The 22,461-nt window shown below is 47.9% G+C and carries 21 protein-coding genes and 1 pseudogene; 14 read left to right on the top strand and 8 right to left on the bottom strand.

Annotated elements, in window-relative coordinates; all coding sequences use genetic code 11:
• Positions 1-4: 4 nt before the first annotated feature.
• The 7 genes from M5E81_RS05890 to codY all read left to right on the top strand — a co-directional run bounded on the left by M5E81_RS05890 (position 5) and on the right by codY (position 6,930).
• The gene (locus M5E81_RS05890; protein ID WP_249747022.1) at positions 5-1,090 is read left to right on the top strand and encodes a pyridoxal phosphate-dependent aminotransferase; all 1,086 of its coding nucleotides are present in this window, start codon (positions 5-7) and stop codon (positions 1,088-1,090) included.
• Positions 1,075-2,202, top strand: coding sequence for an alkaline phosphatase family protein (locus M5E81_RS05885; RefSeq protein WP_249747021.1), 1,128 nt, complete (start codon positions 1,075-1,077; stop codon positions 2,200-2,202). The genes M5E81_RS05890 and M5E81_RS05885 overlap by 16 nt, the downstream gene beginning before the upstream one ends.
• 1 nt (position 2,203) lies before the next feature.
• Entirely contained in the window at positions 2,204-3,736 is a 1,533-nt protein-coding gene (locus M5E81_RS05880; RefSeq protein ID WP_040564570.1) for a cobyric acid synthase, read from the top strand.
• Positions 3,737-4,267 carry a cob(I)yrinic acid a,c-diamide adenosyltransferase gene (locus M5E81_RS05875; protein ID WP_249747020.1) on the top strand — a complete coding sequence of 177 codons (531 nt, stop codon included), beginning with the start codon at positions 3,737-3,739 and terminating at the stop codon, positions 4,265-4,267.
• Positions 4,268-4,311: 44 nt separating this feature from the next.
• Positions 4,312-4,941: a precorrin-8X methylmutase gene (locus tag M5E81_RS05870; protein WP_009144620.1), complete on the top strand. Its 630-nt coding sequence runs from the start codon at positions 4,312-4,314 to the stop codon at positions 4,939-4,941.
• Positions 4,942-5,228: 287 nt separating this feature from the next.
• A complete protein-coding gene (gene xerC / locus M5E81_RS05865; protein ID WP_009144619.1) occupies positions 5,229-6,137 on the top strand; it encodes a tyrosine recombinase XerC in 909 nt (302 codons plus the stop codon).
• 19 nt (positions 6,138-6,156) lie between these two features.
• The gene (gene codY / locus M5E81_RS05860; RefSeq protein ID WP_087942288.1) at positions 6,157-6,930 is read left to right on the top strand and encodes a GTP-sensing pleiotropic transcriptional regulator CodY; all 774 of its coding nucleotides are present in this window, start codon (positions 6,157-6,159) and stop codon (positions 6,928-6,930) included.
• Positions 6,931-7,047: 117 nt separating this feature from the next.
• Here the strand turns inward: codY and M5E81_RS05855 are convergent, their stop codons facing one another.
• From M5E81_RS05855 to M5E81_RS05840, 4 genes are all read right to left on the bottom strand, one after another.
• Positions 7,048-7,425, bottom strand: a complete 378-nt coding sequence (locus tag M5E81_RS05855; protein WP_249747019.1) for a toxin-antitoxin system HicB family antitoxin — start codon at positions 7,423-7,425, stop codon at positions 7,048-7,050.
• 10 nt (positions 7,426-7,435) lie between these two features.
• A complete protein-coding gene (locus tag M5E81_RS05850; protein ID WP_009144616.1) occupies positions 7,436-7,678 on the bottom strand; it encodes a toxin-antitoxin system toxin component HicA family in 243 nt (80 codons plus the stop codon).
• 133 nt (positions 7,679-7,811) lie between these two features.
• A complete protein-coding gene (locus tag M5E81_RS05845) occupies positions 7,812-9,428 on the bottom strand; it encodes a carbon starvation CstA family protein (RefSeq protein WP_040564566.1) in 1,617 nt (538 codons plus the stop codon).
• Positions 9,429-9,697: 269 nt separating this feature from the next.
• On the bottom strand, positions 9,698-10,195 hold the full coding sequence (locus M5E81_RS05840; protein WP_009144614.1) for a DUF8052 family protein: 498 nt from the start codon (positions 10,193-10,195) through the stop codon (positions 9,698-9,700).
• A gap of 248 nt (positions 10,196-10,443) precedes the next feature.
• Between M5E81_RS05840 and pduL the strand changes: the two genes are divergently transcribed.
• The 5 genes and pseudogenes from pduL to M5E81_RS11425 all read left to right on the top strand — a co-directional run bounded on the left by pduL (position 10,444) and on the right by M5E81_RS11425 (position 14,622).
• On the top strand, positions 10,444-11,019 hold the full coding sequence (gene pduL, locus M5E81_RS05835; protein ID WP_021720810.1) for a phosphate propanoyltransferase: 576 nt from the start codon (positions 10,444-10,446) through the stop codon (positions 11,017-11,019).
• A 35-nt stretch (positions 11,020-11,054) separates the two neighbouring features.
• Entirely contained in the window at positions 11,055-12,542 is a 1,488-nt protein-coding gene (locus M5E81_RS05830; protein ID WP_249747018.1) for a hypothetical protein, read from the top strand.
• 340 nt (positions 12,543-12,882) lie between these two features.
• On the top strand, positions 12,883-13,548 hold the full coding sequence (gene lexA, locus M5E81_RS05825; protein ID WP_050787083.1) for a transcriptional repressor LexA: 666 nt from the start codon (positions 12,883-12,885) through the stop codon (positions 13,546-13,548).
• A gap of 102 nt (positions 13,549-13,650) precedes the next feature.
• Positions 13,651-14,046: pseudogene (locus M5E81_RS11430) on the top strand (SseB family protein); the annotation flags it as partial.
• A 6-nt stretch (positions 14,047-14,052) separates the two neighbouring features.
• Entirely contained in the window at positions 14,053-14,622 is a 570-nt protein-coding gene (locus M5E81_RS11425; RefSeq protein WP_419720857.1) for an O-acetyl-ADP-ribose deacetylase, read from the top strand.
• Between the two features lie 94 nt (positions 14,623-14,716).
• Here M5E81_RS11425 and M5E81_RS05815 read toward each other — a convergent pair whose 3' ends face one another.
• Complete coding sequence (locus M5E81_RS05815) at positions 14,717-17,638, bottom strand: insulinase family protein (RefSeq protein ID WP_249747016.1); 2,922 nt, start codon at positions 17,636-17,638, stop codon at positions 14,717-14,719.
• A 173-nt stretch (positions 17,639-17,811) separates the two neighbouring features.
• Here M5E81_RS05815 and M5E81_RS05810 point away from each other — a divergent pair, with 173 nt between their 5' ends.
• A complete protein-coding gene (locus tag M5E81_RS05810) occupies positions 17,812-18,075 on the top strand; it encodes an Arc family DNA-binding protein (RefSeq protein ID WP_009144608.1) in 264 nt (87 codons plus the stop codon).
• A 77-nt stretch (positions 18,076-18,152) separates the two neighbouring features.
• Here the strand turns inward: M5E81_RS05810 and M5E81_RS05805 are convergent, their stop codons facing one another.
• Both M5E81_RS05805 and M5E81_RS05800 read right to left on the bottom strand, forming a co-directional pair.
• On the bottom strand, positions 18,153-19,148 hold the full coding sequence (locus M5E81_RS05805; RefSeq protein ID WP_249747015.1) for a bile acid:sodium symporter family protein: 996 nt from the start codon (positions 19,146-19,148) through the stop codon (positions 18,153-18,155).
• A 112-nt stretch (positions 19,149-19,260) separates the two neighbouring features.
• Positions 19,261-19,476, bottom strand: coding sequence for a helix-turn-helix domain-containing protein (locus M5E81_RS05800; protein WP_009144606.1), 216 nt, complete (start codon positions 19,474-19,476; stop codon positions 19,261-19,263).
• A 261-nt stretch (positions 19,477-19,737) separates the two neighbouring features.
• Here M5E81_RS05800 and M5E81_RS05795 point away from each other — a divergent pair, with 261 nt between their 5' ends.
• Complete coding sequence (locus M5E81_RS05795) at positions 19,738-21,123, top strand: IS4 family transposase (protein WP_249747014.1); 1,386 nt, start codon at positions 19,738-19,740, stop codon at positions 21,121-21,123.
• A 316-nt stretch (positions 21,124-21,439) separates the two neighbouring features.
• Here M5E81_RS05795 and M5E81_RS05790 read toward each other — a convergent pair whose 3' ends face one another.
• Complete coding sequence (locus M5E81_RS05790; protein WP_009144605.1) at positions 21,440-22,411, bottom strand: helix-turn-helix transcriptional regulator; 972 nt, start codon at positions 22,409-22,411, stop codon at positions 21,440-21,442.
• Positions 22,412-22,461 lie beyond the last annotated feature (50 nt).

Here is a 22,461-nt window from a genome sequence, read left to right as displayed (position 1 = left end):
GAAGATGATGTATAAATACGAACACGGCGGAGATATCTATACGGAAAAGCTGACCAAGGATGGTCGTCCCTTCGTAGATTATTCTGCCAATATCAATCCTCTTGGCCTGCCGCTTGGTATAAAGCAGGCCGTTCAACAGGCTTTAAAGCTTTGTATCAACTATCCTGATCCCTTCTGCCGCGAGCTGGCAGAGGTGACAGCAAGCTATCTGCAGCTGCCGCAGGATTATATTTTCTTCGGTAACGGTGCGGCCGACGTGCTGTTCCGTCTGGCGCTGGCCTTGAAGCCCGGACGAGCACTTTTATTGGCACCTACCTTTGCCGATTATGAAAAGGCTCTGCGCACGGTAGACTGCAAAATAAGCTATTATAATCTGCAGGAGGCGCGTGATTTTGCTGCTGACAATAATGATATTGTCGATGCGATTACGCCCGATACAGATCTGGTTGTTATCTGTAATCCCAATAATCCTACCGGCCAGCTGACGAGCCGTGAGCTGCTGGTGCAGATTCTCGACAAATGCCGTCTGGTAGGAGCCCATCTTTTAATAGATGAATGCTTTATGGATTTTGTCAGTGAGGAAAAGGCCTTCAGCATGCGTGATCTGCTGGCAACCTATCCTGAACTGGTTATCCTTAAGGCCTTCACCAAAACCTTTGCGATGCCCGGCATCCGCTTAGGCTACTGCCTCAGCGGCAGCAGTGAGTTGATCACAGCGCTGCATCAGAGCGGTCAGGACTGGAACGTTTCCATTCTGGCGCAGGAGGCAGGCAAGGCTGCTTTAAAGGAGCACGAATATCTGGCTAAATCCTTTAAGCTGATTGAGCAGGAGCGCAGCTATCTGCGTAACCGGCTTGCAGCTTTGGGTGCTAAGGTATACGGCTCGGAGGCCAATTATATTTTCTTTTATCTGCCGCAGCCGGAAAATCTTCCGGAGCTGTTGCATGAGCGTGGCTATCTGATACGTTCATGCGCCAACTACCACAATCTGCAGCCAGGATATTACCGTATCGCGGTCAAAACGAGAGTGCAGAACCGCGGTCTAATTAAAGCACTTAAGGAAGCAATAAAAACATGCGCTCTTTATTAGTATTAATTGATGGCTTAGGCGATTCCCCGATTTCTGCATGGCAGGGACAGACTCCCTTTGAGCACGCAGTGCATCCTGCAATGGATGCGCTGGCTGCTTCCGGGACACTTGGGAGCTTCAGCATATGTGAAAATGACATTATTCCCGAAAGCTGCAGCTGTATTCTGCGGCTTCTGGGTGTAGATAAAAAGGATATACCGCGCAACCGTGCTTATCTGGAGCTGTTGGCGCACAATCGTTATATTTCCGAATATGAAATGGTGTTGCGCTGCAATCTGGCTGCTGTTGATGCATCCGGCCGTCTTGCTGCCTTTAACGGGCAGGGACTTACGCCGCTGGAGATGCAGCAGGCTGCCAAACATTGTGACGGTATCCTTAAAGATATAGAGTTTATTCATTTATCCGAATACCGTAACCTTTTAGTGATGAACAGGGAAGCAAGTGTGCTGGACTGCACAGTACAGCCGCCGCACGAAAGTGTAGGCGAGGATGTAAGCAAGCTGCTGCAGGAGCTGCGTAGCCAATCTCTGTCCATTAACTATTTTTTGCAGGAGTCGGCAAAAAGGTTGCAGCCCTTTGCCCGCGACGGCCTGCAGTACATCCTCTATCCCTGGGGCCCTTCAGCCCGTCAGGGACTGCCTTCCTTCAGCGGTATGCACAGACTGCGCGGTGGGGCGGTGTGCAAGGCGGAGATTGTCATCGGCATCGCCAAAGCCTTGGGCATGGATGTAATAACACCGCCGAATGCAACCGGCGATGTGGACACTGATATTATGGCGAAGGCCGAAGCAACACTTGCTATGCTGCAGCAGGATGATTTCGTTATTGCACATTTCAACGGCAGTGACGAGGCTTCACATCGTTATGATTATCAGGGCAAGGCTGATTTTATCAGCAGGATAGATACCCAGTTTTTACAGACCATAGCAGCAAAGTATCATGAACCACTGAAGCTCGTCATCTGCGGCGACCACGTTACCAGTTCGGTAACAGGCAAGCACGGTGACGGCTGCACGCCTGTGATTGCAGGCTATCTTAATACCACAGGTCACATTATCCGGCTGCAAAGCTACCGTGACATACTGGACTTTTTGATGAAAGAGAGTGATTAAAGTGGCAAAAGCACTTATGATAGTAGGTACCATGTCCAATGCAGGCAAGAGTCTGGTAACAGCAGGTTTATGCCGTGTATTCAATCAGGATGGCTACAAGGTAGCACCGTTCAAATCCCAGAACATGGCGCTGAATTCCTTTATCACCGCCGAGGGTGCGGAAATGGGACGTGCGCAGGTTGTGCAGGCTGAAGCAGCCAATATCGAACCCAGCGTACTGATGAATCCTATTCTGCTGAAGCCTACCAGCGACAGCGGTTCCCAGGTTATTGTCAACGGCGAAGCAATCGGTACCATGAAGGCCGGCGAATATTATGCAATGAAGCATACTCTGCGTCCGGAGGTACAGAAGGCGTTTGATACGCTGGCTTCCAAGTTTGATATCGTCTGCATCGAGGGTGCAGGAAGCCCGGCGGAAATTAACATCAAAAAGGACGATTTTGTCAACATGGGCATGGCTAAAATGGCCAAGGCTCCCGTGCTGCTGGTAGCAGATATTGACCGTGGCGGTGTTTTCGCTTCCATCTACGGCACACTGATGCTGTTGGAGGATGACGAAAGAGAAATGGTTAAGGGTGTTATCATCAACAAGTTCCGCGGTGACGTAGAAATCCTGCGCCCCGGTCTGAAGATGATCGAAGATAAAACAGGCGTGCCTATCGTAGGCGTGCTGCCGATGCTGAAGGTTGATATCGAGGACGAGGACAGCCTCTCCGAGCGTATCAGCGGCCGCAGTGAGGTTAAGCTGATTGATATTGCGGTTGTACGCATTCCGCGTATGTCCAATTATACAGACTTCAACGTATTCGAGCTGATTCCCGGCGTATCCCTGCGCTATGTAACCAGTGTACGCGAATTGGGCCAGCCGGATATGATTATTATCCCCGGTACCAAAAATACCACCGGTGACCTGAAATGGCTGCGCCAGAGCGGTATGGAGGCTGCTATTTTGAAGCATGCTAACAGCGGTACCGTAGTGTTCGGTGTCTGCGGCGGTTATCAGATGCTGGGCAAGCAGATTTCCGACCCGTACGGCGAAGAGGACGGCACCGGTAAGGCCAACGTTACTCCCGGCATGGGCCTGCTGGATATCGAAACTACCTTTATCGAAAAGAAACGTACCATCCAGATGGCTGGCAAATTCGGTCAGGTGCAGGGCATTTTCTCCGCACTGAGCGGTCTGCCGCTTTACGGATATGAGATTCACTCCGGTGTAACCGAATTCCCCGAGGAGAAGGCACTGACCTCTATCAGCCCGATTCATGAGAACGGTGAGATTATGGCCGAAGGCTCTCAGAACACCGAAGGTAAGCTCAATGTTTACGGTACCTATGTACACGGCGTCTTTGACGGCGATGGTATTGCCGTGAAGATTGTAGAGGCGCTGCTGGCCAAGAAGGGTAAAAAGATGGATGATATCCAGACCATTAACTTTGCGGAATACAAACGTCAGCAATACGATATTCTTGCCGACAGCATCCGCGAAAATCTGGATATGAAGAAAATCTATGAGATTTTGGAAGCAGGTGTCTGAATGAAAGACGGTGGGCTGATTCATATTTACTGTGGCGATGGCAAGGGAAAAACCACTGCTGCTATGGGTCTTTCAATCCGCTGCGCAGGCCATGGCAACCATGTACTGATTGTACAGTTCCTCAAAAGCAGACCGACAGGCGAGCTTGCGAGCCTGGCACTGCTGCCCAATATTGAGGTAATGCGCGGCAAGGAAACCAAGAAATTCACCTTCCAGATGAACGATAAGGAAAAGGCAGAGGTTAAGCGCGAGCATATGGTGCTTTTCGATAAGGTTAAGCAAAAATGCGCCAACGAGCATATCGACCTGCTGATTTTCGACGAAATCATCGGTGCCTGCAATACCGGCGTTTTTGACCAGGCTGCTTTAGTAGAATTCCTGAAGAACAAGCCGCAGGAGCTGGAGGTTGTTATGACAGGCCGTAATCCGGCACATGAGCTGGTGGAGCTGGCTGATTATGTATCTGAGGTCTGCATGCGCAAGCACCCCTTCAAAAGAGGTATTCCGGCGCGTGTAGGCATTGAAAAATAAGGCTTCGGCCTTGCAGCATATGTTAAGAAAGGTAGTGTAAAATAATGCATTTACAAAATGTTTTACCCGCTGACATTGAAAAACGTAGTATGGAAATTATCGGTGAGGAGCTGGGGCAGATTCGTATCGACCCCGAGAAGATTGATATCGTTAAGCGTGTTATCCATACCTCCGCAGATTTTGATTATGCCCGCAATATGCTGTTCTCCGACGGCGTAGTAGAGAAGGCGCTGGATGCACTGCAAAAGGGTGCTACCATCGTTACCGATACCAACATGGCCTGCACCGGCATTAACAAAATGGGCTTGGGCAAGCTGGGCGCAAAGGCTGTCTGCTTCATGGCAGATCCCGATGTTGCGGCACGCGCTAAGGAAGCAGGCTCCACCAGAGCCGCTGCCTGCATGGAAAAGGCCTGCACAATCGAAGGCCCGGTAATCATTGCCGTAGGCAATGCACCGACCGCACTGGTTCGTCTGGACGAGCTGGTTAAGGAAGGCAAGATTAAGCCGGAGCTGGTTATCGGTGTTCCTGTAGGCTTTGTAAACGTTGTGGAATCCAAGGAAATCATCATGAAGACCGGTATTCCTTATATCGTTGCCCGCGGCCGCAAGGGTGGCAGCAACGTTGCTGCAGCAATCTGCAATGCGCTTATCTATAAGCTGACACGTAAATAATTGTAAGTAATTAGGAATGATTATAGCTGAAATCGTAGCTAAAGATACAATTTCAGAGTTAAATTTTGACAAAATAGTAAAATCATTTTCAATTACTTGACAAATCAGTTTACATGTTATAGGATAAATTCTGTAACGTATGACTGCTGATTCAATGATGAAACAGTGCTTTTTAGCACTGTTTTTTTCAAGCGTTGCAAAGCTGTTAGAAAATTAGAAAGAATAGCAATATTAGCTTGATTCTTACGGTTTTGTGTGATAAAATAAAATGAAGGTATTTTTAGATTATGGACACTACAGTTAATAACTATCCGGAAAGGTTTTTAACTTATCTGGAGGTTGAAAAAAATTGTTCTCAGCATACGATTGAAAGCTATCAAAAGGATTTGGCTGCCTTTGCGGAGTTTATGCTGCGCAGAAACAAGCAGAATTTTTTCTGGCAGCAGACAGGTCCTTTGGATGTGCGTGGCTATCTCGCAGAGCTTAACGAAAAGCAGTATGCGCGCAGGACGATTGCCCGCAGGATATCTGCACTGCGTTCCTTTTTTAAATACCTTGTGCGTGAAGCGGTTATTGAATATAGTCCGCTGACAAAGGTGCGCACACCAAAGCTGGAAAAAAAGCTGCCGGCTTTTTTGGATGAAATTGAAATCAACGAGCTGTTGGCGATGCCCGATAAAAGTAAGGTGTTGGGTGTTCGCGACCAGGCGGTGCTGGAGATGCTTTATGCTACCGGCTGCCGTGTATCCGAGCTAGTAGGGCTTACTCTGGAAAGAGTAGACCTGAGCAACCGGTTCGTGCTTCTGCTCGGCAAGGGTAATAAGGAAAGAGTTATGCCGGTAGGCCACACCTGCTGTGCTGCGTTAAGCACATATTACCGTGTACGACAGCAGCTGATGCTTCAATATCAGCAGAAGCATGACTTCATTTTCGTCAATAACCGTGGTGGTAGGCTCACGGACCGCAGTGTAAGGCGTATTTTAGAGAAATATATAAATATGCTGGCTATCCATAAAAATGTCAGTCCGCATACGATACGCCATTCCTTCGCAACGCATCTTTTAGAGCATGGTGCCGATTTGCGTTCGGTACAGGAGCTTTTAGGACATGCGAATTTATCAACAACGCAAATTTACACGCACGTTTCAAATGAACATGTGACGAATGTTTACAAGAAGAATCATCCAAGAGCATAATTTTTTTTAGGAGGGTAAAATCATGAAATTGTTGGAAAAGACCAGAAAGATTAACAAGCTTTTACAAAAAGGAGATAAGGTTGAGTTTAACGCTATTGCAAAGTTGTTGCGTGACGTTATTGAAGCAAACACCTATATTGTCGGACGTAAAGGCGGCGTAAAGGGTTATGCGCTGATTCACGAGTTTGAATGCGATATTATGCGCGAGCAGGTTCTTGACGATATGCGTTTCCCTGAGGATTATCTGGGCTTTATTATGAGCGTTAAGGAAACGCTGGCCAACATTCCTCATCAGAATCAGAACTGCTCTTTTGTTGCTGATACAAAATGTATTTTTAACGGTAAGATGACTACTGTTGTACCTATTTACGGCAATGGCGAACGCCTTGGTACCCTGATTGTTGCTAAATATGATGCGGAATTCGATGATGATGATTTGCTGTTGGCTGAATATGCTGCTACTGTTTTGGGCGTTGAAATTCTGCATGATCGCGAAGCAGTTGTTTCCGAAGAAATCCGCAAGAAGGCTACCGTACAGGTTGCTTTCTCCACCCTGTCCTATTCCGAGCTGGAAGCTATTGTAAACATTATGGGCGAGCTGAATGGCAACGAAGGTCTGCTGGTTGCTTCGAAGATTGCTGACCGCGTAGGCATTACCCGTTCCGTTATCGTTAACGCACTGCGTAAATTTGAAAGTGCCGGCCTGATTGAAACTAAATCCCTGGGCATGAAGGGAACCTATATCCGCGTACTGAATCCGATGCTGTTTGAAGAACTGAAGAAGAGATCCTAAGTTTTTTGATAAATTATATATATAATGAAGCCATTCTGTTGTAACTGTAGTTGCGGCAGACTAGCTTTTCTTATGGAAGTTAAAGCTCCCCGATACGGTCGTATCGAGGAGCTGTTTTTAGTGTGCAAGCTTTTGGCCAACAACAAAGGCCAACGAGTTATTGACGAACTGGTTCAGGCTGATGCCCTCACGTTCTGATTCTTCGGCCAGCAGACGGTGCAGTGTTTTGGGTACACGCACTACGAACCTGCCGCTGAAACGAGGCTTAATATTCGGCTCGTTGATGAGCATACCGCGGTCGAGCATATCTTCAATCCAGAGACCTTTTACCTCCAAGATATTTTTGTATGCTTCCTCAAAGGTTTCGCCATCACTCCAGCAACCGGGGAGCAGGGGAATGCAGGCAAAGTAACCGCCGCCTTCATCCTCGGGAATAACGCTGATTTCAACAGGATAGTTTAAGGACATGTAATAGTTAAAGTCTTTTTTTTTCATCTGCCTCACCTTAACCTTTCGCTAAATCGCTCAATAAATCTGCAATCTGACGTGCATAAATCTTTTTGATAGAGTCTTTGTGTACAGGGATGTACATTGTACTGTATCCCTTGCAAACAATTTTAAAATGACTGCCACCACTACGCGGAGGAATGACTTCAGCTCCTAACCTTTCTAAGAGAGCTTTGGTCTGGTCCCAAGGCAAATCCTTGCCGTTGGCCAGAGCGCGGAGTTTTTTCTCGAGGGATGTCATAATATACCTTTTTTCTTTATGATACTATATATAGTATAAAATATCAACAAAAAAATGGCTGTTACGTACTTCATTACGAAATTCGTAACAGCCATTGAACACGTTCAGTGTTTAATGCTTAGAGCATATTTGGTTATTTTGCACCACCGAAGAGATACTTTCTTGATTCCAGGAACAGTGCAATTGCCAGGATGAAGAGTACAGAACCCAATGCAGCGGTAATGATATGAGTTGCCATGTTAGCGAAGATGATTTGTGCCAATGCAACCAAAGTTACACAGAACATAAATGCCATCGGGATGAGAACCATCAGGTTGTCACGGCCAACGCTCTTCAGCCATACACCGACAGCCAACAGGGAGAGGGCAGCCAACAGCTGGTTAGCAGCACCGAAAATCGGCCAGATGGTGAGGTAGGAACCAAGGGACATATAACCGGACAGTACAACGGTAATCAGAGTAGCAACAAACGGGTTGGTGAGAACATTGCCTTGAGCTTCGCCGGTTTTCGGATCAACCTTAGTGAACAGCTCCTGGAAAATGAAGCGGCCCAGACGGGTTGCGGTATCCAGAGTAGTCATAGCGAAAGCGGAGATGGTCAGAGCAACGAAGCCTTTAGCTACGCCGAAGGAGAAGCCGAGCTTGGTCATGAAGGTACCAACGCCATCAGCAAATACGTTTACAGGACCACCGTTTTTCAGCAGTTCGGTCAGCTTGTCGCCGCCAACATAGCCTACAGCAACAACTGCAACTACAGCCAGAACGCCTTCAAGCAGCATGGAGCCGTAGCCGATGAGCTTAGCATTGCCTTCGCTATCGAGCTGTTTGGAGGTAGTACCGGAGGATACCAGGGAGTGGAAGCCACTGATAGCACCGCAGGCAACGGTTACGAACAGCATCGGGAACATCGGGTTGGTGCCTTTGCCGGAAGGATCAAAGGTGGTGAATGCCGGCAGCTGCATGGAAGGCTGATAAATTGCGATACCAACCAGAGCGAATGCGATGCAGGCATACAGCAGGAAGGAGTTCAGATAGTCACGCGGCTGCAGCAGAATCCAGACAGGAGCGATGGAAGCAACGAAGATGTAAACCATCAGGACGCAAACCCATACGTTTTTGGACAGGTGCAGCGGATACATGTTGCCGAGAGCAATTGCAACAACCAGCATGATAACACCGATAACGGTGCCTACGCCGAGGCTCAGGCCGCAGCGATATACGGAGAAGCCGAAGATAACAGCCAGGACGATGAACAGCAGAGAAGCGGTTGCAGCCTGCGGGCTTGCTACGAAGGTAGCGGCTACGATGTTAGCGAAAGCAGCGATAACAACCAGCAGAGTTACATATGCGAAAATGGAGAAGAGGAACTTGCCGCTCTTGCCCAGAGTTGCATCGATAATCTGGCCGATGGTTTTGCCGTCAAAACGGATGGAGGAGTACAGAGCACCAAAGTCATGTACGCCGCCGAAGAAGATGCTGCCGATTAAAATCCACAGCATTACAGGAACCCAACCGAATACAGCAGCGGTGATAGGACCAACGATAGGACCGGCACCGGCAATGGAGGAGAAGTGATGGCCCATCAATACAGCGGGCCTGGTCGGCATATAGTCGACGTTATCGCACAATCTCTCAGCCGGGGTCTTACGTGTAGGGTCAACACCCCACTTTTTACACAGCCAGGAACCATAGGTTACGTAGGCAACAAAGAAGATAACCATTGAGCCTACAAGCAACAATAAACCACTCATAAATAACATCCTTTCTTTCCCTTTTGCATCATTGCAAAATAAATAATTTAGAAAATGATAACTACTAGTGCACTCTATATCTTATGTGCAATATAGAAATAGTATACCACAATTAGGCTTATTGTCAACGTATTGTCACAGAATTATTTATTAACTTAAAAAAGTGAAAAAGCTGTTAAGATTTGTACAAAATGTGCAAATGCTTAACAGCCGAATACTATTTATTTTTTCCGCGGAGAAATAACTTGTCCAGTGTGAATCGACAGATATCAAGCTTTGGCAAACTCGAAAATAGCCTTTTCCTTAACGCCTGCTTTGTTGCAATAAAGCTTCTGTGCAGGGATATCTACGAGGTACAAAGCAAGATCGGACCAGCCTTTCAGGGTGAAGCAATAGTCCTTGTGCTGCCTGAGCTTCTGCAGGTCTGCTATAGCCTTTTCCTCAACGCCTTGCTCGCAGATAAGCACAAGGGCATAGACGCTGCTCATGTGCTCGGTAGTGGTTTTGAGCGCTGCCATAGCGTCCTTGGTGAACTGCAGATAGGGGGAAGCCATGTCCGCAGTCAGCTTTTTGTCGAAGTGCGCAGCATAAAGATATTCGTTGTGCTGCACACTGTAGGTCTTTAAAGAAGGCACGATGAAATAGCCTTCGTCCGCAGCGTTAAGCTCTGCTGCGAGGACAAATGCCGGTGCTTTCGGTAATGGCTTCTTATCATAATAGTGAGCAAGACGCTGCTCTAATTGCTGTAAATATTCTTGACCGTTCATTATGGTACTTCCTTTGTGTTTGATAGCTTTTAGTATAAGCTATCAGGCAGTTTTTGTCCAGTATTACCGGTTTTATGGCTTGTTACAGGCTTCTTTGGCAATTCCACGCAGATTCGCTATATATAATAGGATATGAATGTTCTTAAAATGCTATAATTATGAAAAAAATTTCGATAACTGATGACAATTACCACAATTCAAGCTATAATAAGTATATAAATAAAAATTATTTTATGAGGTGACATACAATGCAATTTCCGATAGTTTTAGGTGTTTCTGCACGTCACGCACATCTGTGCCGTGAGCATATGGATATTTTATTTGGTGAAGGCAGTGAGCTGCACGTTAAAAAGCCAATCGGGCAGCCCGGTCAGTTTGCTTCTGAAGAACAGATTACCATGGTAACTCCCAAGGATTCCATGAAGCTGCGTATCATCGGTCCTTTGCGTCCGGAAACTCAGATTGAGCTTTCTCTGACCGACGCGCGCAAGGTTGGCCTTGATGCCCCTATCCGCAACAGTGGCGACATCGCAGGCAGCGCTGGCGCTAAGCTCATCGGTCCGAAAGGCGAGCTTGAGCTGAAAGAGGGTATTATCATCGCTGCGCGCCACGTGCATCTGTATCCGGAAACCGCTGAAAAATACGGCCTGAAGGACGGCGATATCGTTGATATCCAGACAGAGGGCGAGCGTTCCGTAACACTGCATAATGTTCTGGTACGTGCGGGCGTAAAGCATGCTGACGAGGTTCATATCGATACTGATGAAGCTAATGCCTGCAACCTGGGCAGCGGCGTGATGGTTAACATCGTCTACAATAAATAATTCCACCGTTTTTCCAACAAAAGGATGGTGAGTATATGAAAAAAATTACAGTCTTGGCGGCAGTGCTTGTTTTGTGCGCTGCGCATGCTTCTGCCTACGAAAACAGCTACGCAGGCTACAGCGTTAAGGACGGACAGCCTTACTATAAGCTGGAAGCGAAGAAGGTTTATGCGTATACCAATATCAGCAGCAAAAAGGTTTATCAGAACGAAGAGAATTTAAAAAATACCGCAGTTAATATTGTTAACTATTACACAGCAGAGGATATGGAGCAGATTTTAGGCGAAAAATTCTCTACTGCTTATTTTGATGCGGAATATGAGAAGCTGGCACTTTTGGAGCGCTCCCAGCTTAATCCGAAAACCGTGCCTGCGCCGCTGCTGGAGCTTGATAAATATGCCGAGCATGACAGTAACGGCAATCTGACGATTCAGAGCAAGGTGCTCAAGGAAAAGCTGGAAAAGCTTACGCCTCTTATTAAGACAGGGAAAATTGCCGGCAAAAAGGCGATAACTATTTCTTACCTATATAAACAGGGTGATGTGCTGGTTAAAATTGATACTAGCCTTGTTTCTGCCAATGACAGACTTTATCTGCTGTCTACCGTAAATACTGACCAGGATCTTTATGCACCTAAGAAGGATGAAAAAGACGCTGACGCTGATGCAGATATTGATGATATCGATACTGACGCAGAAAGCGACGAAAATGACGAGGCCAAGACCGAGCCCAAATCTGCTGCTTCCGCAAAGGAAGAGATGGACAAGGCTCTGGAGGTTGAGAATGTTTTTGTACGCGACGTACCGGCCGAAACCATGCAGCGCTTCGCTAAAGCACACACTGATCTGCTGAAGGGCTTTAAGGCTTTTGCTCCGACAAGCACGCCGAAGGCCATCGGCTTTACCGATGCCGCAGCCGGTAAAAGTGTGCAGCTGCCTGATGACTGGTTCTATGGCCAGCTGAATCTTAAATATAAGGACAAGGGCACATTTTACCTGACTTTGGCTTCTTCAATGAAGGAAATGCAGGAGGTTGCCGCAAATACTGATTATGACAGTGTTTATGCCGTATTAGCTATTCCGCAGGCTGACCCCGAATACCAGAAGAAGGTTACGGAGCTTTACAGCAGCGGTGCACGTAATGTTCTGCAGCACTGGAATCATCTGCTGATTACTGCCAGTGTTGATAACATTACCGACGCTGAAATCAAAGAGCTTCTTTCAACGCCTGTTGCCAACAGACTTGCGGTTGAGAGTTTTATCTCCGAAGGTCTGCAGCGCATGAAGGGCTTCAGCAACGAATACTTTGCTTTGAAGGATTATAAGACAAATTTTGACTTCACCCAGGAAAAAGCTCTTATCGGCATCAATGCTGATACCGATTTGCTGAAGGATTTTGCTTATAACAACAAAATTTTACTGAGCTGCAACCAAAAAGCTGCTACAGCGATGCTTTTTATCAAAAAAACTGACGTTGAAACGGAAAAAAGCCTTGAACAGCAAGTAAACAAATGGCACTTTTAACTACACAGATGCAATGAATTGCAGTGCATGAAAATCTTATGTCTGAGAAAAGGAAAATTTAACATAATATACATTATCGGACGTAAAATATTATTTTGCAGTCTTTGCGGTAAAAAGGCAGCATTATAGACATGGTTATTTCCCGACTGAGGAATTTGCTTAAAAAAGCATCGGATTATGATAATTTTTCGCTTTTTGCTCCTCCCCCGGAGGTTTGGAGAAGTTTTTAATGTTTTTTATGTTAGATTAACAACCGTGCGCACTGCTGTTTGACGAAATTACTTTTATCTGTTATAATTTGTATAAGGCTAACTATAAACACATGATTGGAGGGTCTAAAATGGGAAGAAGAAAAGCACTCCCGCCGGACTTTGATGGCAACTATACCGAAGATATGTTGTCTGAACGCCAACGTAACATTTTGAAATTCGTCCGTACTTTTATTAATCATAAGGGTTATCCACCTGCTGTACGCGAAATCGGTGCAGCTGTGGGTTTATCCTCCAGTGCCAGTGTGCATAATCATCTGAAGAAGCTGCAGGAGTATGGCTTCATTCAGCGTGATGCTGCCAAACCGCGTGCTCTGGAGCTGATGAGCGAGAGCGATGCCTGGAGAAACAAGCTCCTTGTTCCGGTACCGCTGGTTGGCAAGGTTACTGCAGGTGTTCCTATTCTTGCTGTCGAGAACATTGAAGAGACCTATCCTATTCCTCGTGACCTGATTGGTTGCGACGATGATGTTTTCATGCTTTCCGTATGCGGTGACAGCATGATTAACGCAGGTATTCTTGATCATGACTACATTATTGCGCGTAAGCAGAATTTTGCTAATAACGGCGATATTGTTGTTGCTTTGATTGACGGTGAGGAAACCACCGTTAAACGTTACTTCCGCGAGCTGCGCAGTGTGCGTTTGCAGCCGGAGAACGATAAGTATGAGCCTATTGTTGGTTCTGACAACATTAAGGTGCTTGGCAAGGTTATTTCTGTATTCCGTATGCTCTAATAGCCTGACTGTAAAATGCATGTAAAATGATGTCACTTTAGCGTCAAATACAAAAAACAGCTCTTTACAGAGCTGTTTTTTTGTTATATATTATAGTTATGAATGTGTGTAAACGATTTTTATAAGGAGATGACGCTTATGTTACATCCATCTAATGATATTATCATGAACGCCCAGCAATTCTTTGCTGCGGACCAGAGCGAGGCGAATCTGGTGAAGCTGTTGCATGCAGTCAGCATTGTGCTGCAGGAAGGTGCCGAAGTGCTCATTCCTACTGCTGCCGATGCGCCGGAGGGACAGCTGCTGCTGCAGACGCAGACTACGGACAGCGGCTTGGAATATATGACTGCTTTCAGCAGCAAAGAGGCCTACGAGCAGGGCGAGCCCTGCAATGTTATCAGCCGCCCTTTGGTCAACTACTTTGAAGCAATCCTGCAAATGGACGGTATTGCGGGCATTATCTTTAACCCTGCTTCCCCAGCTCCCTTCAATATTCAGAACCAAATGCTCAAGGAGCTGTTGGCTGATGCCCAAAAGAACAAGGCACAGAACGCTATTTCCGTTTGGCGCGGTGATATTACTACGCTGGACTGCGACGCGATTGTTAATGCTGCCAACAGTACGCTTTTAGGTGGTGGTGGCGTTGATGGTGCTATCCACCGCGCTGCAGGACCGCAGCTTCTGGAAGAATGCAAAACCTTAGGCGGCTGCCCGACTGGTGCTGCCAAGATTACCTATGGCTATAATCTGCCTGCAAGCTACATTATTCATACCGTAGGCCCTATTTATAACGGTAAGGTTGAACAAAGACTGGAACTGGCCGACTGCTACAAGAACAGCCTGGAACTGGCGCGCAAGCATCATCTGCACAGCATTGCTTTCCCGGCGATTTCTACCGGTGCTTATGCTTATCCTGTGGACGAGGCTGCCCGTATCGCTCTTTTGACCTGCACCGAATGGATTAATGCCAACGCCGACTATGGCATGAGTGTTGTGCTTACCTGCTTCAACAGCGGCGTTTATAACGCTTATCAGGAGCTTGTTAAAAAAGCGCAGAACGGCGAGTCAGATTAACCTTATAGCACTTTTATGTACGACAAAACCCGTGACTCCCTTCGGACGTCACGGGTTTTTATTAACCTTAGCGTAAATTTACTAGCGTACAGATTTACGCATTGATGATATTGTTGAACAAAGATTTATTAGCTTCAATAGGCTGCTTGCCGCCGACTACGCAGATCAGGCCGTCGCTGAGCATGTCCTCTACTACCTTAGCCAGTGCTTGCAGGTCTGCATTGCTTACCTGCAGGATTTCGTTGCGGATGCGTTGGCGCAGCTCAACGGGAACGTGCTTCAGATATTGTGCGGTTGCCTTGTCAAGACGCATGCTGTTGGTCAGGGGCTTATCCATCGTGCTGATGGTACCGATAACGTACTTGTTCAGCTCGCGTTCGGGGAATTCTTCGTTTCTCAGCCATTCTGCCAGACCTTGGTAAGCCTCCAGAGTTTTCGGCAGCTGTGGGTCGCGGTAGGATGCAAACACGCCTACGCCGTTCAGCTCAAAGCGTGCAGTAACACCGTAAGCGCCGCCCTGAATACGGATTTTGGTCCAGAGATATTCATAGCTCAGAATGGTTTCCAGTACAGCCATCGCACCCACGTATTTGTGACCGTGCTTTGCAAAGTTGCCGCCTGCAGCAACGTATTGTACCTTACCTGCGGTAGCAATAGCCTCGTTAACGGTGCCTACGGGCAGAATCTCAGCCTTCTCCCCTGCTTCTGCATCAGACAGCTTGCTGATGAAATCAAGGCACTGCTGTCTTACTGCTGCCTGCTCTTTTACGTCACAGCTGTAGCTGAGCAAGAAACGGTTCTTCTGGAAGAAGCATTTGATTAACAGGCGCAACTGCTCCAGTACCTGCGGTGCCAGCTCGTCGAAGTTATCGGTCAGCTTTTTGAGGAACTGGTAATAGCTGAATTCGTCCTGCTCGTTGACGCGTGCGCCGGCAGAGCAATAGGAGAACAGTCTGGTGATAGCAACGGTCTGACCGCGGTTGAAGAAGTTGTCGTCCCAATCGGTTTTCAGCTCGGACACCAGCTCGCGGAAGCGCTCCAGATCGTCCATCTTGCTTTCCAAAGCAATAGCCTGCAGGATATCCAGCATTTTCGGCAGGTTATCTGTGAGGCATTTGCCTTTGGTGGAGAAGTAAATTTTATAATTATCCGTAGATTCTGCTTCGGTGAAGGCGCGTACAGCGAACGCAATACCACCGGTATACATGATGGCGTTGGTTGCCAGCTCCTGATAGCTGTAGCGCTCGGTGTTGAACTTGCCCATGATATCTGTGAGCAGATAGCACAGAGGCAGCTTTTCGGCTTCGATATCGGTAATATCAAAATAGAAGCTGGTATAAGCGATTTTATTGGTGTTGCGCGGAAGATACAGCAAATGGCTTGCGCCCAGCTCTTCCTCCTGCGTTTCAATCTTCTCTACCTCCTGTCTGATGTCGCTGCGCTTCAGTACAGGGATGGTTGCGCGGGCTTCCTCACTGTCGGGAGTAGCCTGCAGGCGGTGCAGCTCGGCACATTCGTCGATATGCTGCTGCAGCTCCTCCTGGCTCATCTGTGCCTTGATAGCGCTCATCTTGGCAGCAGCGGCCTCCTGGTCTGCCTCCTCCTTGCCGGGTTGCGGCAGCAGGGTTACCAGCACCTTATGGGTGTTGTCCAGCAGATAGTTTTCAATGATGCTTTCGTAATAATTGGTTTTCAGGCCCTCGCGCAGAGCTGCCAGATATTTGTTGTAGCAGAGGCCTTCAATCGGATTGCCGTCGTACAGCCAGTTATCCATAACGCCGATGCCCAAAATCAGTCCTTTGGGATAGCCGCCGAAATCTGCCTCACGCAGCTTGAATTCCATGGAGTTGATGTTGGCCTCCAACAGCTTTTTGTCAATGCCGTTGATGGTAATGTCCTGCAGTGTTTTATAGATAACGCTGATAAATTTATCGCGCAAGTCCTTCTCGCTGCCGCTGGCACGGATAGAGAATACCGGCTGATACATGCTGGAGGTATAGCCGCCGTTGATAATCTGGCCCACGCCTGCATCCATCAGCGCACGGCGCAGAGCGGAGGATTCGCTGTCCAGCAGGGTGCTTTTCAGCAGGCTCAGAGCCATGCTAGTCTGCAGGTCGGTTGCCTTGCCTGTTACGATAGAAAGCTCGTGATATGTTTTGGCAGTGCAGTCCTCCTCTGCTCCAACCGGATAAAAGGCTTCGATATCCGCAGTACGCGGCAAGGGCTGCTGCTCTGCGATAGCGGAATCAACAGTACCGGTTTTCTCAAAGCTGTTCAGATATTCGCTGTCGAGATATTCCAAAGTAGCGTCGATATCCATATCACCGTATAAATAGATATAGCTGTTTTCCGGGCTGTAATAGGTTTTGTGGAACTGCTCGAATTTTTCCTGAGTCAGCTGCGGAATAGCGTCCGGATAGCCGCCGGATTCAAAGCGGTAGCAGTTGTCAGGGAACAGAGCCTTCATTGCTTCGTTTTCCAGATATGCGTCCGGCGAAGAATATACTCCCTTCATTTCGTTATAAACAACGCCGTTGTAGCTCAGCTTGCCGTCGAGGCTGTCCAAATTATAATGCCAGCCCTCCTGACGCAGGGTGTATCTGTTTTGGTAGAAGGAAGGATAGAACACAGCGTCCAGATATACGTCCATCAGGTTATGGAAGTCCTTATCGTTGCGGCTGGCAACGGGATACATGGTCTTATCCGGGAAGGTCATAGCGTTCAAAAAGGTGTTCAGAGAACCCTTGACGAGGTCTACGAAGGGCTCCTTTAAGGGATATTTGCGGGAGCCGCAAAGAGAGGAATGCTCCAGAATATGTGCTACACCTGTATCATCTGCAGGCGGAGTTCTGAAGGAAATAGAAAAAACCTTGTTATCGTCATCGTTAGCAAGGTACAAAAGGCGTGCGCCGCTCTTGATATGCTCCATGATATATGCCTGGGAGCTGATTTCATCTACAAATTGTGCTTGTAAAACCTTAAAGCCGTGGTATACGGCATTTATTGCTAAAGTCATTGTTGCCTCCTAAAAATTTACACTATGGTATTTATTATAACATATTTGCATATCTATTGTCTGAAAATCTTGTAAAAACAGTTAGCTGTTGCTAAAAAAGATTATCTCCTTGCCAAAAGCGCTGTTCTTGCCTATAATAATTAGTAGAATAGGAAGACCTGGAGGGAATATTGATGGAAGAAGCACGTTTTACACTGCGCATTCATCCTATTATCATGAATAAGATGAAGCATTTGGCAAAGATAAATGGCCGTTCGGTCAACAAGGAAATCGAACAGATTTTGAAATGGGTTATTGATGATTATGAGCGCCAATACGGAAAAATTGAGCTGACCAAGGCGGAAATGCCTGGCTTCAGCACAGGCGCAACGGTTAAAGAAGCACCGGAGCAGCCTATGGAAATGCTTTTCGGTTTGGATAATAAAAGTAAAAAATAATATGTAGGCTCCCCTGCCCTACGCAATACAAATAATTAAGGCACTACTGCGCTCACAGTAGTGCCTTTAGTTTTTGCTTATTTTGCTATTGCATGTTCCTTAAGCTCAAGCTTTTGCTTTTCTTCTACCTCTTTAATGCGGCAGCTGGCGAAAATAGAACCGGAAACGTTATGCCATATGCTGAAAATTGCGCCCGGAAGTGTAGCCAGCGGATTAGCGGCGAAGTTTGCGGTTGCCAGTGCCAGCGCCAGACCGCTGTTCTGCATTGCAACTTCAATAGCGATAGAGGTTTCCTTAGCGTAGGATACCTTCATCAGACGCGCCATGGCCAGGCCAAGAGCCATACCGATGCCATTGTGCAGGACAACAGCCAGCATAACGATCAGACCGCAGCTCATCAGCTTAGCAGCGTTAACAGCAACGATACCGTCGATAATGGTTACAATCGCTACAACGGAAACCAGCGGCAGAATACCGCCCAGCTTGACGATGGTTTCGTGGAAAAGGCTGTTTAATATGATACCTGCAAGCACAGGCAGCAGCACAATCTTCACTACGGAAAGCACCATAGCCATAAAGCTTACCTCAACCCAGGAGCCTGCCAGCAGGTACACCAGCACAGGTGTTACCAGCGGTGCAATCAAGGTCGAAGTGATGGTCATGCCCACGGATAAGGGAACGTCACCCTTAGCGATGTAGGCAATAACGTTGCTGGCAGTACCGCCGGGGCAGCAGCCTACGAGGATAACGCCCAGAGCGATATCAGTATCAAGATTCATCACTACAGCCAGAAAATAGGCTGCCAATGGCATGATGGTGTATTGCAGGATACAGCCGGAAATAACCTCCTTAGGTCGGGAAAAGACGATTTGGAAGTCCTCGCGCTTGATGGTCAGGCCCATGCCGAACATTGCCGTGCCTAGGAAGAGAGCGGTATACTGCGGAATCCACATGAATTTTTGCGTATGGGTGAAAGCAACCGCAGAGGTGATTAAAATCACGACGGCGATGTACTTGGATAAAAATCCGCTTACCTTGCCAATGATGTTTAAAACGCTGTTTTGCTCGTTCATATTAAATTGCCTCCTTACATGTATGCTGCCTTGGGGCAGTCACGCTGTTAATTGCCTCGAGCAGAAGCAATTACATGGGTATTGTACCACAAAAAGGAGGAAAAATAAAGTATCAGCAGGACTCCAGCAGGTGCGACACCTTCACCTGCAGCTTATCGGCGATGCGGAATACCAGGTCCATACTCGGGCGCGCGCTGCCGTGCTCGATTTTGCTCAAATACTGCGGAGTAATGCCTATCTGCTCTGCGAGCATCCCCTGCCCCAGCTCCTGCATGATTCTGTAATAACGTATTTTTCTGCCCATTTCTACATACTTTTCGCAATACATATATCATCCACTCCTCTACTTCTTACTGACTCAAACTTCGCAGGTGCTGAGCACCCGTAAAGCCTTGTGAAATCTATGTTTGTAGCAAAATAAATAGCATGAACTGCACCAATTTAGTATAATTAACTCAAACTTCGCAGGTAAAAATCCCCTGCACCCCTTGAAAGTCCAGGCTTTGTAAACAGAAAAATAGCATGAGTCTTGCCAGTTTGGTATAATTATGTTGGCTCAAAAACATACCAAGCACCGGAGGCTCATGCTATGAAAAGTATATCACAAACCACCCAGCAGATGGAATCCATCTCGAAGAAAACTTCGGCGTTCTTCCGTCGTTATCATGTCGGCCAGATTCTGCGCGCGGCCAACGCTTGCAAGCTCAAAGGATTTTCCTCCATTCTCGTTTTCCTCGTGCTCGTAAGCATCATCTTCGAGAACCGCTCGCTCTATATGCAGCGCCGACTTCACGAGGATTCGCTGCCGTTCGGCAAGGACACGGCTTACCGCTTCTTGAACTCCTGCCACACGAACTGGCGCAAGTTCACGCTGCTTCTTGCGGCGCGGATCATCAACGAAACCATCAAGCCGCTGACGGATGCCGGCCGGCGTTGTGCCATCGTCGTCGACGATTCGCTCTTCAGCCGCTCGCGTTCCAAGCGCGTGGAACTCTTGGCGAACGTCTACGACCATGTGAGCCGCCGCTATACGAAGGGCTTCCGCTTGCTCGTCCTCGGCTGGACGGACGGGAACACGTTCCTGCCACTCACGTTCTGCCTTCTTTCAACCTCGAAGGAAAAGAACCGGCTCAATGAGGCCAGCGCATCCGTCGATGCAAGAAGCAACGGCGGAAAGCAGCGCAAGCTCGCGCAGATGGAAGCGCCAGCCGTCGTCCTCAATTTGTTGCAGGAGGTCAAGGCGACAGGAATCCCCGCGCAGTACGTCCTCTTCGACACATGGTTCTGCTCGCCGTCGTCGCTGAAAGCCATCCATGACCTCGGCTATGACGTCACCGCTATGGCAAAGAAGAGCAAGAAGGTGCGCTACCCCTGCGAAGGGAAGATCTCGAACGTCAAGGCCATCTACAAGGAACACAAGAAACGCCGCGGACGCTCGCGTTACCTCCTGTCCGTCGATGCTGTCGCGACGAAACAGGGAGAATCCCTCGTGCCTGTGCGATTGGTCTTCGTGCGGAACCGCAACAAGCGGAAGGATTATCTCGTCCTCGTCACGACAGACCTCTCGCTTTCGGAGGAAGAAGTCATCCAGCTCTACGGGAAGCGCTGGGGCATCGAGGTGTTCTTCAAAGCGTGCAAGTCCTACCTGCGGCTCGGCAAGGATTGTCGTTCCGTCTCCTACGATGCGATGACGGCGCATGTCGCCGTCGTCTGCACACGATATATGCTCCTGGCTGTCGAGGAACGTGAGAACACGGATGGGCGAAGCCTCGGCGAGCTCTTCTATCTGGGGCTTGATGAGCTTCCGGACTTGAAGTACATGGAAGCGCTTCGCCTCGTGTTGCAGGAGTTTGCGGAGCAGCTTCGGGCAGAATATCCGTCAGAAGTCTTGCTGGTCGAATCGCTCTTGGAACGATTCCTGAACGATCTGCCCGCTCTTTGGATGAGTCGTCTGCGTGCACAGAAGTGTGCGTGAATGGCTTTCGACATTCAGTTCAAGCTGATTTATCAAGGCATACGGGATGTTTTCCGTGTGCGAAGTTTGAGTTACTGATTATAGCTTACAGTATTTCCGGCATTTCTTCATGTAAAAAAAGTGCGAAGACTGCCTTGATACCGCTTGCCAAAGTAAATACAGGTGCATTCCTGAAAAACGTGCCGGCAATCAGTTTTGCTTTTGCGTTATGTCTTAGCATAATCTTATTATAAAAAATAGGATAGCCAGAAATTGGCTATCCTAAAAAATTTTTTGAGAAATTTTTAGATATTTTTTGCGAAAATGAATTTTGCGCTTAGTTTACCGGTATCTCCTGTCTGGAAATAACCTCAATCAGCTCGCCCTGGCTTTTCAGCCAGATATCAATGCCTTTGCCGAAAACCTCCGCTTCGATAAGCGTACCGTTTTCGCCCTCCTCTACCACCTTGGCGGTCGGCAGGCGGTCAAGAATGTACTCGTAGCTGCCGCCTTTAAACAGGAAGCGCAGGCGCTGCAGATGGCCGCCGTACATAAACTGGATGCGCTTGCGGAACTCGCCCTCCTCAAAGCGCTTGGAATACGGAACGGCGAAATGCGTTTCGGTGACGGTAAAGCTGTTGATTCTGTCGATGCGGTAGATAGTCGGGAAGGGATCGTTTTCTATCTCGAATTTGAGCTCCTCCTTCTCCTTGGGCACAATGAAGCCTGCCAGATAAAAGTAAAATTCGGAGAACATGATGCCTACGGGCTGCAGTCTGCGCTGCACCAGAACGCCGTCGGTACGGCGGTAGTTAATGATTATTTCCAGATGCTCATGCACAGCGCCGCTAAGCTCCCACATCTTCTTCAGGAACTTATCCTTGTGCTGCGGTTCTACATAAAGCAGCTTTTCATTGCCTATAAGCTCGCTCACACGCTGCTGCTCCGTTTTCGGGATACAGCAGTCAATCAGCTTATCAAGAATCGGATACAGCTCCTTTTTGGTGAACGCCCTGCTTTCGAGCAGTATTTTGAGCGTGGCGAAAACCTCCTCGTTGGACAGCAGATTGCGTGATGGCGGTACAAGCTGGTAAGCGCCGAGCTTTTGGTTGTAGACCAAATCCTGCACCAGGCCTGATGCTTCGTTCTGCTCATGTAAAAAGGACCGCAGGTCTTCTATGTCGCGCTGAATAGAGCGTAAGGAGCAGCCGAAGCGTTGGGCCTCCTCCTTCTTGTAGAGCATTTTGCCGTCTACCAGGCGCGAATACATATAGAGCAAACGATCCTTTGCGATGCGTAAATCTGTCATTATTAGTTCCTCCCTGCCATGAAATTTGCAAAGCGGTTGCTGCAAGAAAA

It is taken from the genome of Phascolarctobacterium succinatutens, assembly GCF_023497905.1.
GTDB classification, from domain to species: Bacteria; Bacillota; Negativicutes; order Acidaminococcales; family Acidaminococcaceae; genus Phascolarctobacterium_A; species Phascolarctobacterium_A succinatutens.
Note: the sequence above shows the minus strand (reverse complement) of the source record. Positions and strands in the feature narration are given on the sequence as shown.

Bases quoted from the DNA above. Each gene is read 5' to 3' on its own strand.
- M5E81_RS05815 (WP_249747016.1), bottom strand. From the start codon at position 17,638: ATGACTTTAGCAATAAATGCCGTATACCACGGCTTTAAGGTTTTACAA.
- pduL (WP_021720810.1), top strand. From the start codon at position 10,444: ATGCAATTTCCGATAGTTTTAGGTGTTTCTGCACGTCACGCACATCTG.
- M5E81_RS05870 (WP_009144620.1), top strand. From the start codon at position 4,312: ATGCATTTACAAAATGTTTTACCCGCTGACATTGAAAAACGTAGTATG.
- M5E81_RS05875 (WP_249747020.1), top strand. From the start codon at position 3,737: ATGAAAGACGGTGGGCTGATTCATATTTACTGTGGCGATGGCAAGGGA.
- M5E81_RS05800 (WP_009144606.1), bottom strand. From the start codon at position 19,476: ATGTATTGCGAAAAGTATGTAGAAATGGGCAGAAAAATACGTTATTAC.
- M5E81_RS05810 (WP_009144608.1), top strand. From the start codon at position 17,812: ATGGAAGAAGCACGTTTTACACTGCGCATTCATCCTATTATCATGAAT.
- M5E81_RS05890 (WP_249747022.1), top strand. From the start codon at position 5: ATGATGTATAAATACGAACACGGCGGAGATATCTATACGGAAAAGCTG.
- M5E81_RS05855 (WP_249747019.1), bottom strand. From the start codon at position 7,425: ATGAAAAAAAAAGACTTTAACTATTACATGTCCTTAAACTATCCTGTT.
- lexA (WP_050787083.1), top strand. From the start codon at position 12,883: ATGGGAAGAAGAAAAGCACTCCCGCCGGACTTTGATGGCAACTATACC.
- M5E81_RS05885 (WP_249747021.1), top strand. From the start codon at position 1,075: ATGCGCTCTTTATTAGTATTAATTGATGGCTTAGGCGATTCCCCGATT.
- M5E81_RS05795 (WP_249747014.1), top strand. From the start codon at position 19,738: ATGAAAAGTATATCACAAACCACCCAGCAGATGGAATCCATCTCGAAG.
- M5E81_RS05790 (WP_009144605.1), bottom strand. From the start codon at position 22,411: ATGACAGATTTACGCATCGCAAAGGATCGTTTGCTCTATATGTATTCG.
- M5E81_RS05830 (WP_249747018.1), top strand. From the start codon at position 11,055: ATGAAAAAAATTACAGTCTTGGCGGCAGTGCTTGTTTTGTGCGCTGCG.
- M5E81_RS05850 (WP_009144616.1), bottom strand. From the start codon at position 7,678: ATGACATCCCTCGAGAAAAAACTCCGCGCTCTGGCCAACGGCAAGGAT.
- M5E81_RS05845 (WP_040564566.1), bottom strand. From the start codon at position 9,428: ATGAGTGGTTTATTGTTGCTTGTAGGCTCAATGGTTATCTTCTTTGTT.
- M5E81_RS05805 (WP_249747015.1), bottom strand. From the start codon at position 19,148: ATGAACGAGCAAAACAGCGTTTTAAACATCATTGGCAAGGTAAGCGGA.
- xerC (WP_009144619.1), top strand. From the start codon at position 5,229: ATGGACACTACAGTTAATAACTATCCGGAAAGGTTTTTAACTTATCTG.
- M5E81_RS05840 (WP_009144614.1), bottom strand. From the start codon at position 10,195: ATGAACGGTCAAGAATATTTACAGCAATTAGAGCAGCGTCTTGCTCAC.
- M5E81_RS11425 (WP_419720857.1), top strand. From the start codon at position 14,053: ATGCTCAAGGAGCTGTTGGCTGATGCCCAAAAGAACAAGGCACAGAAC.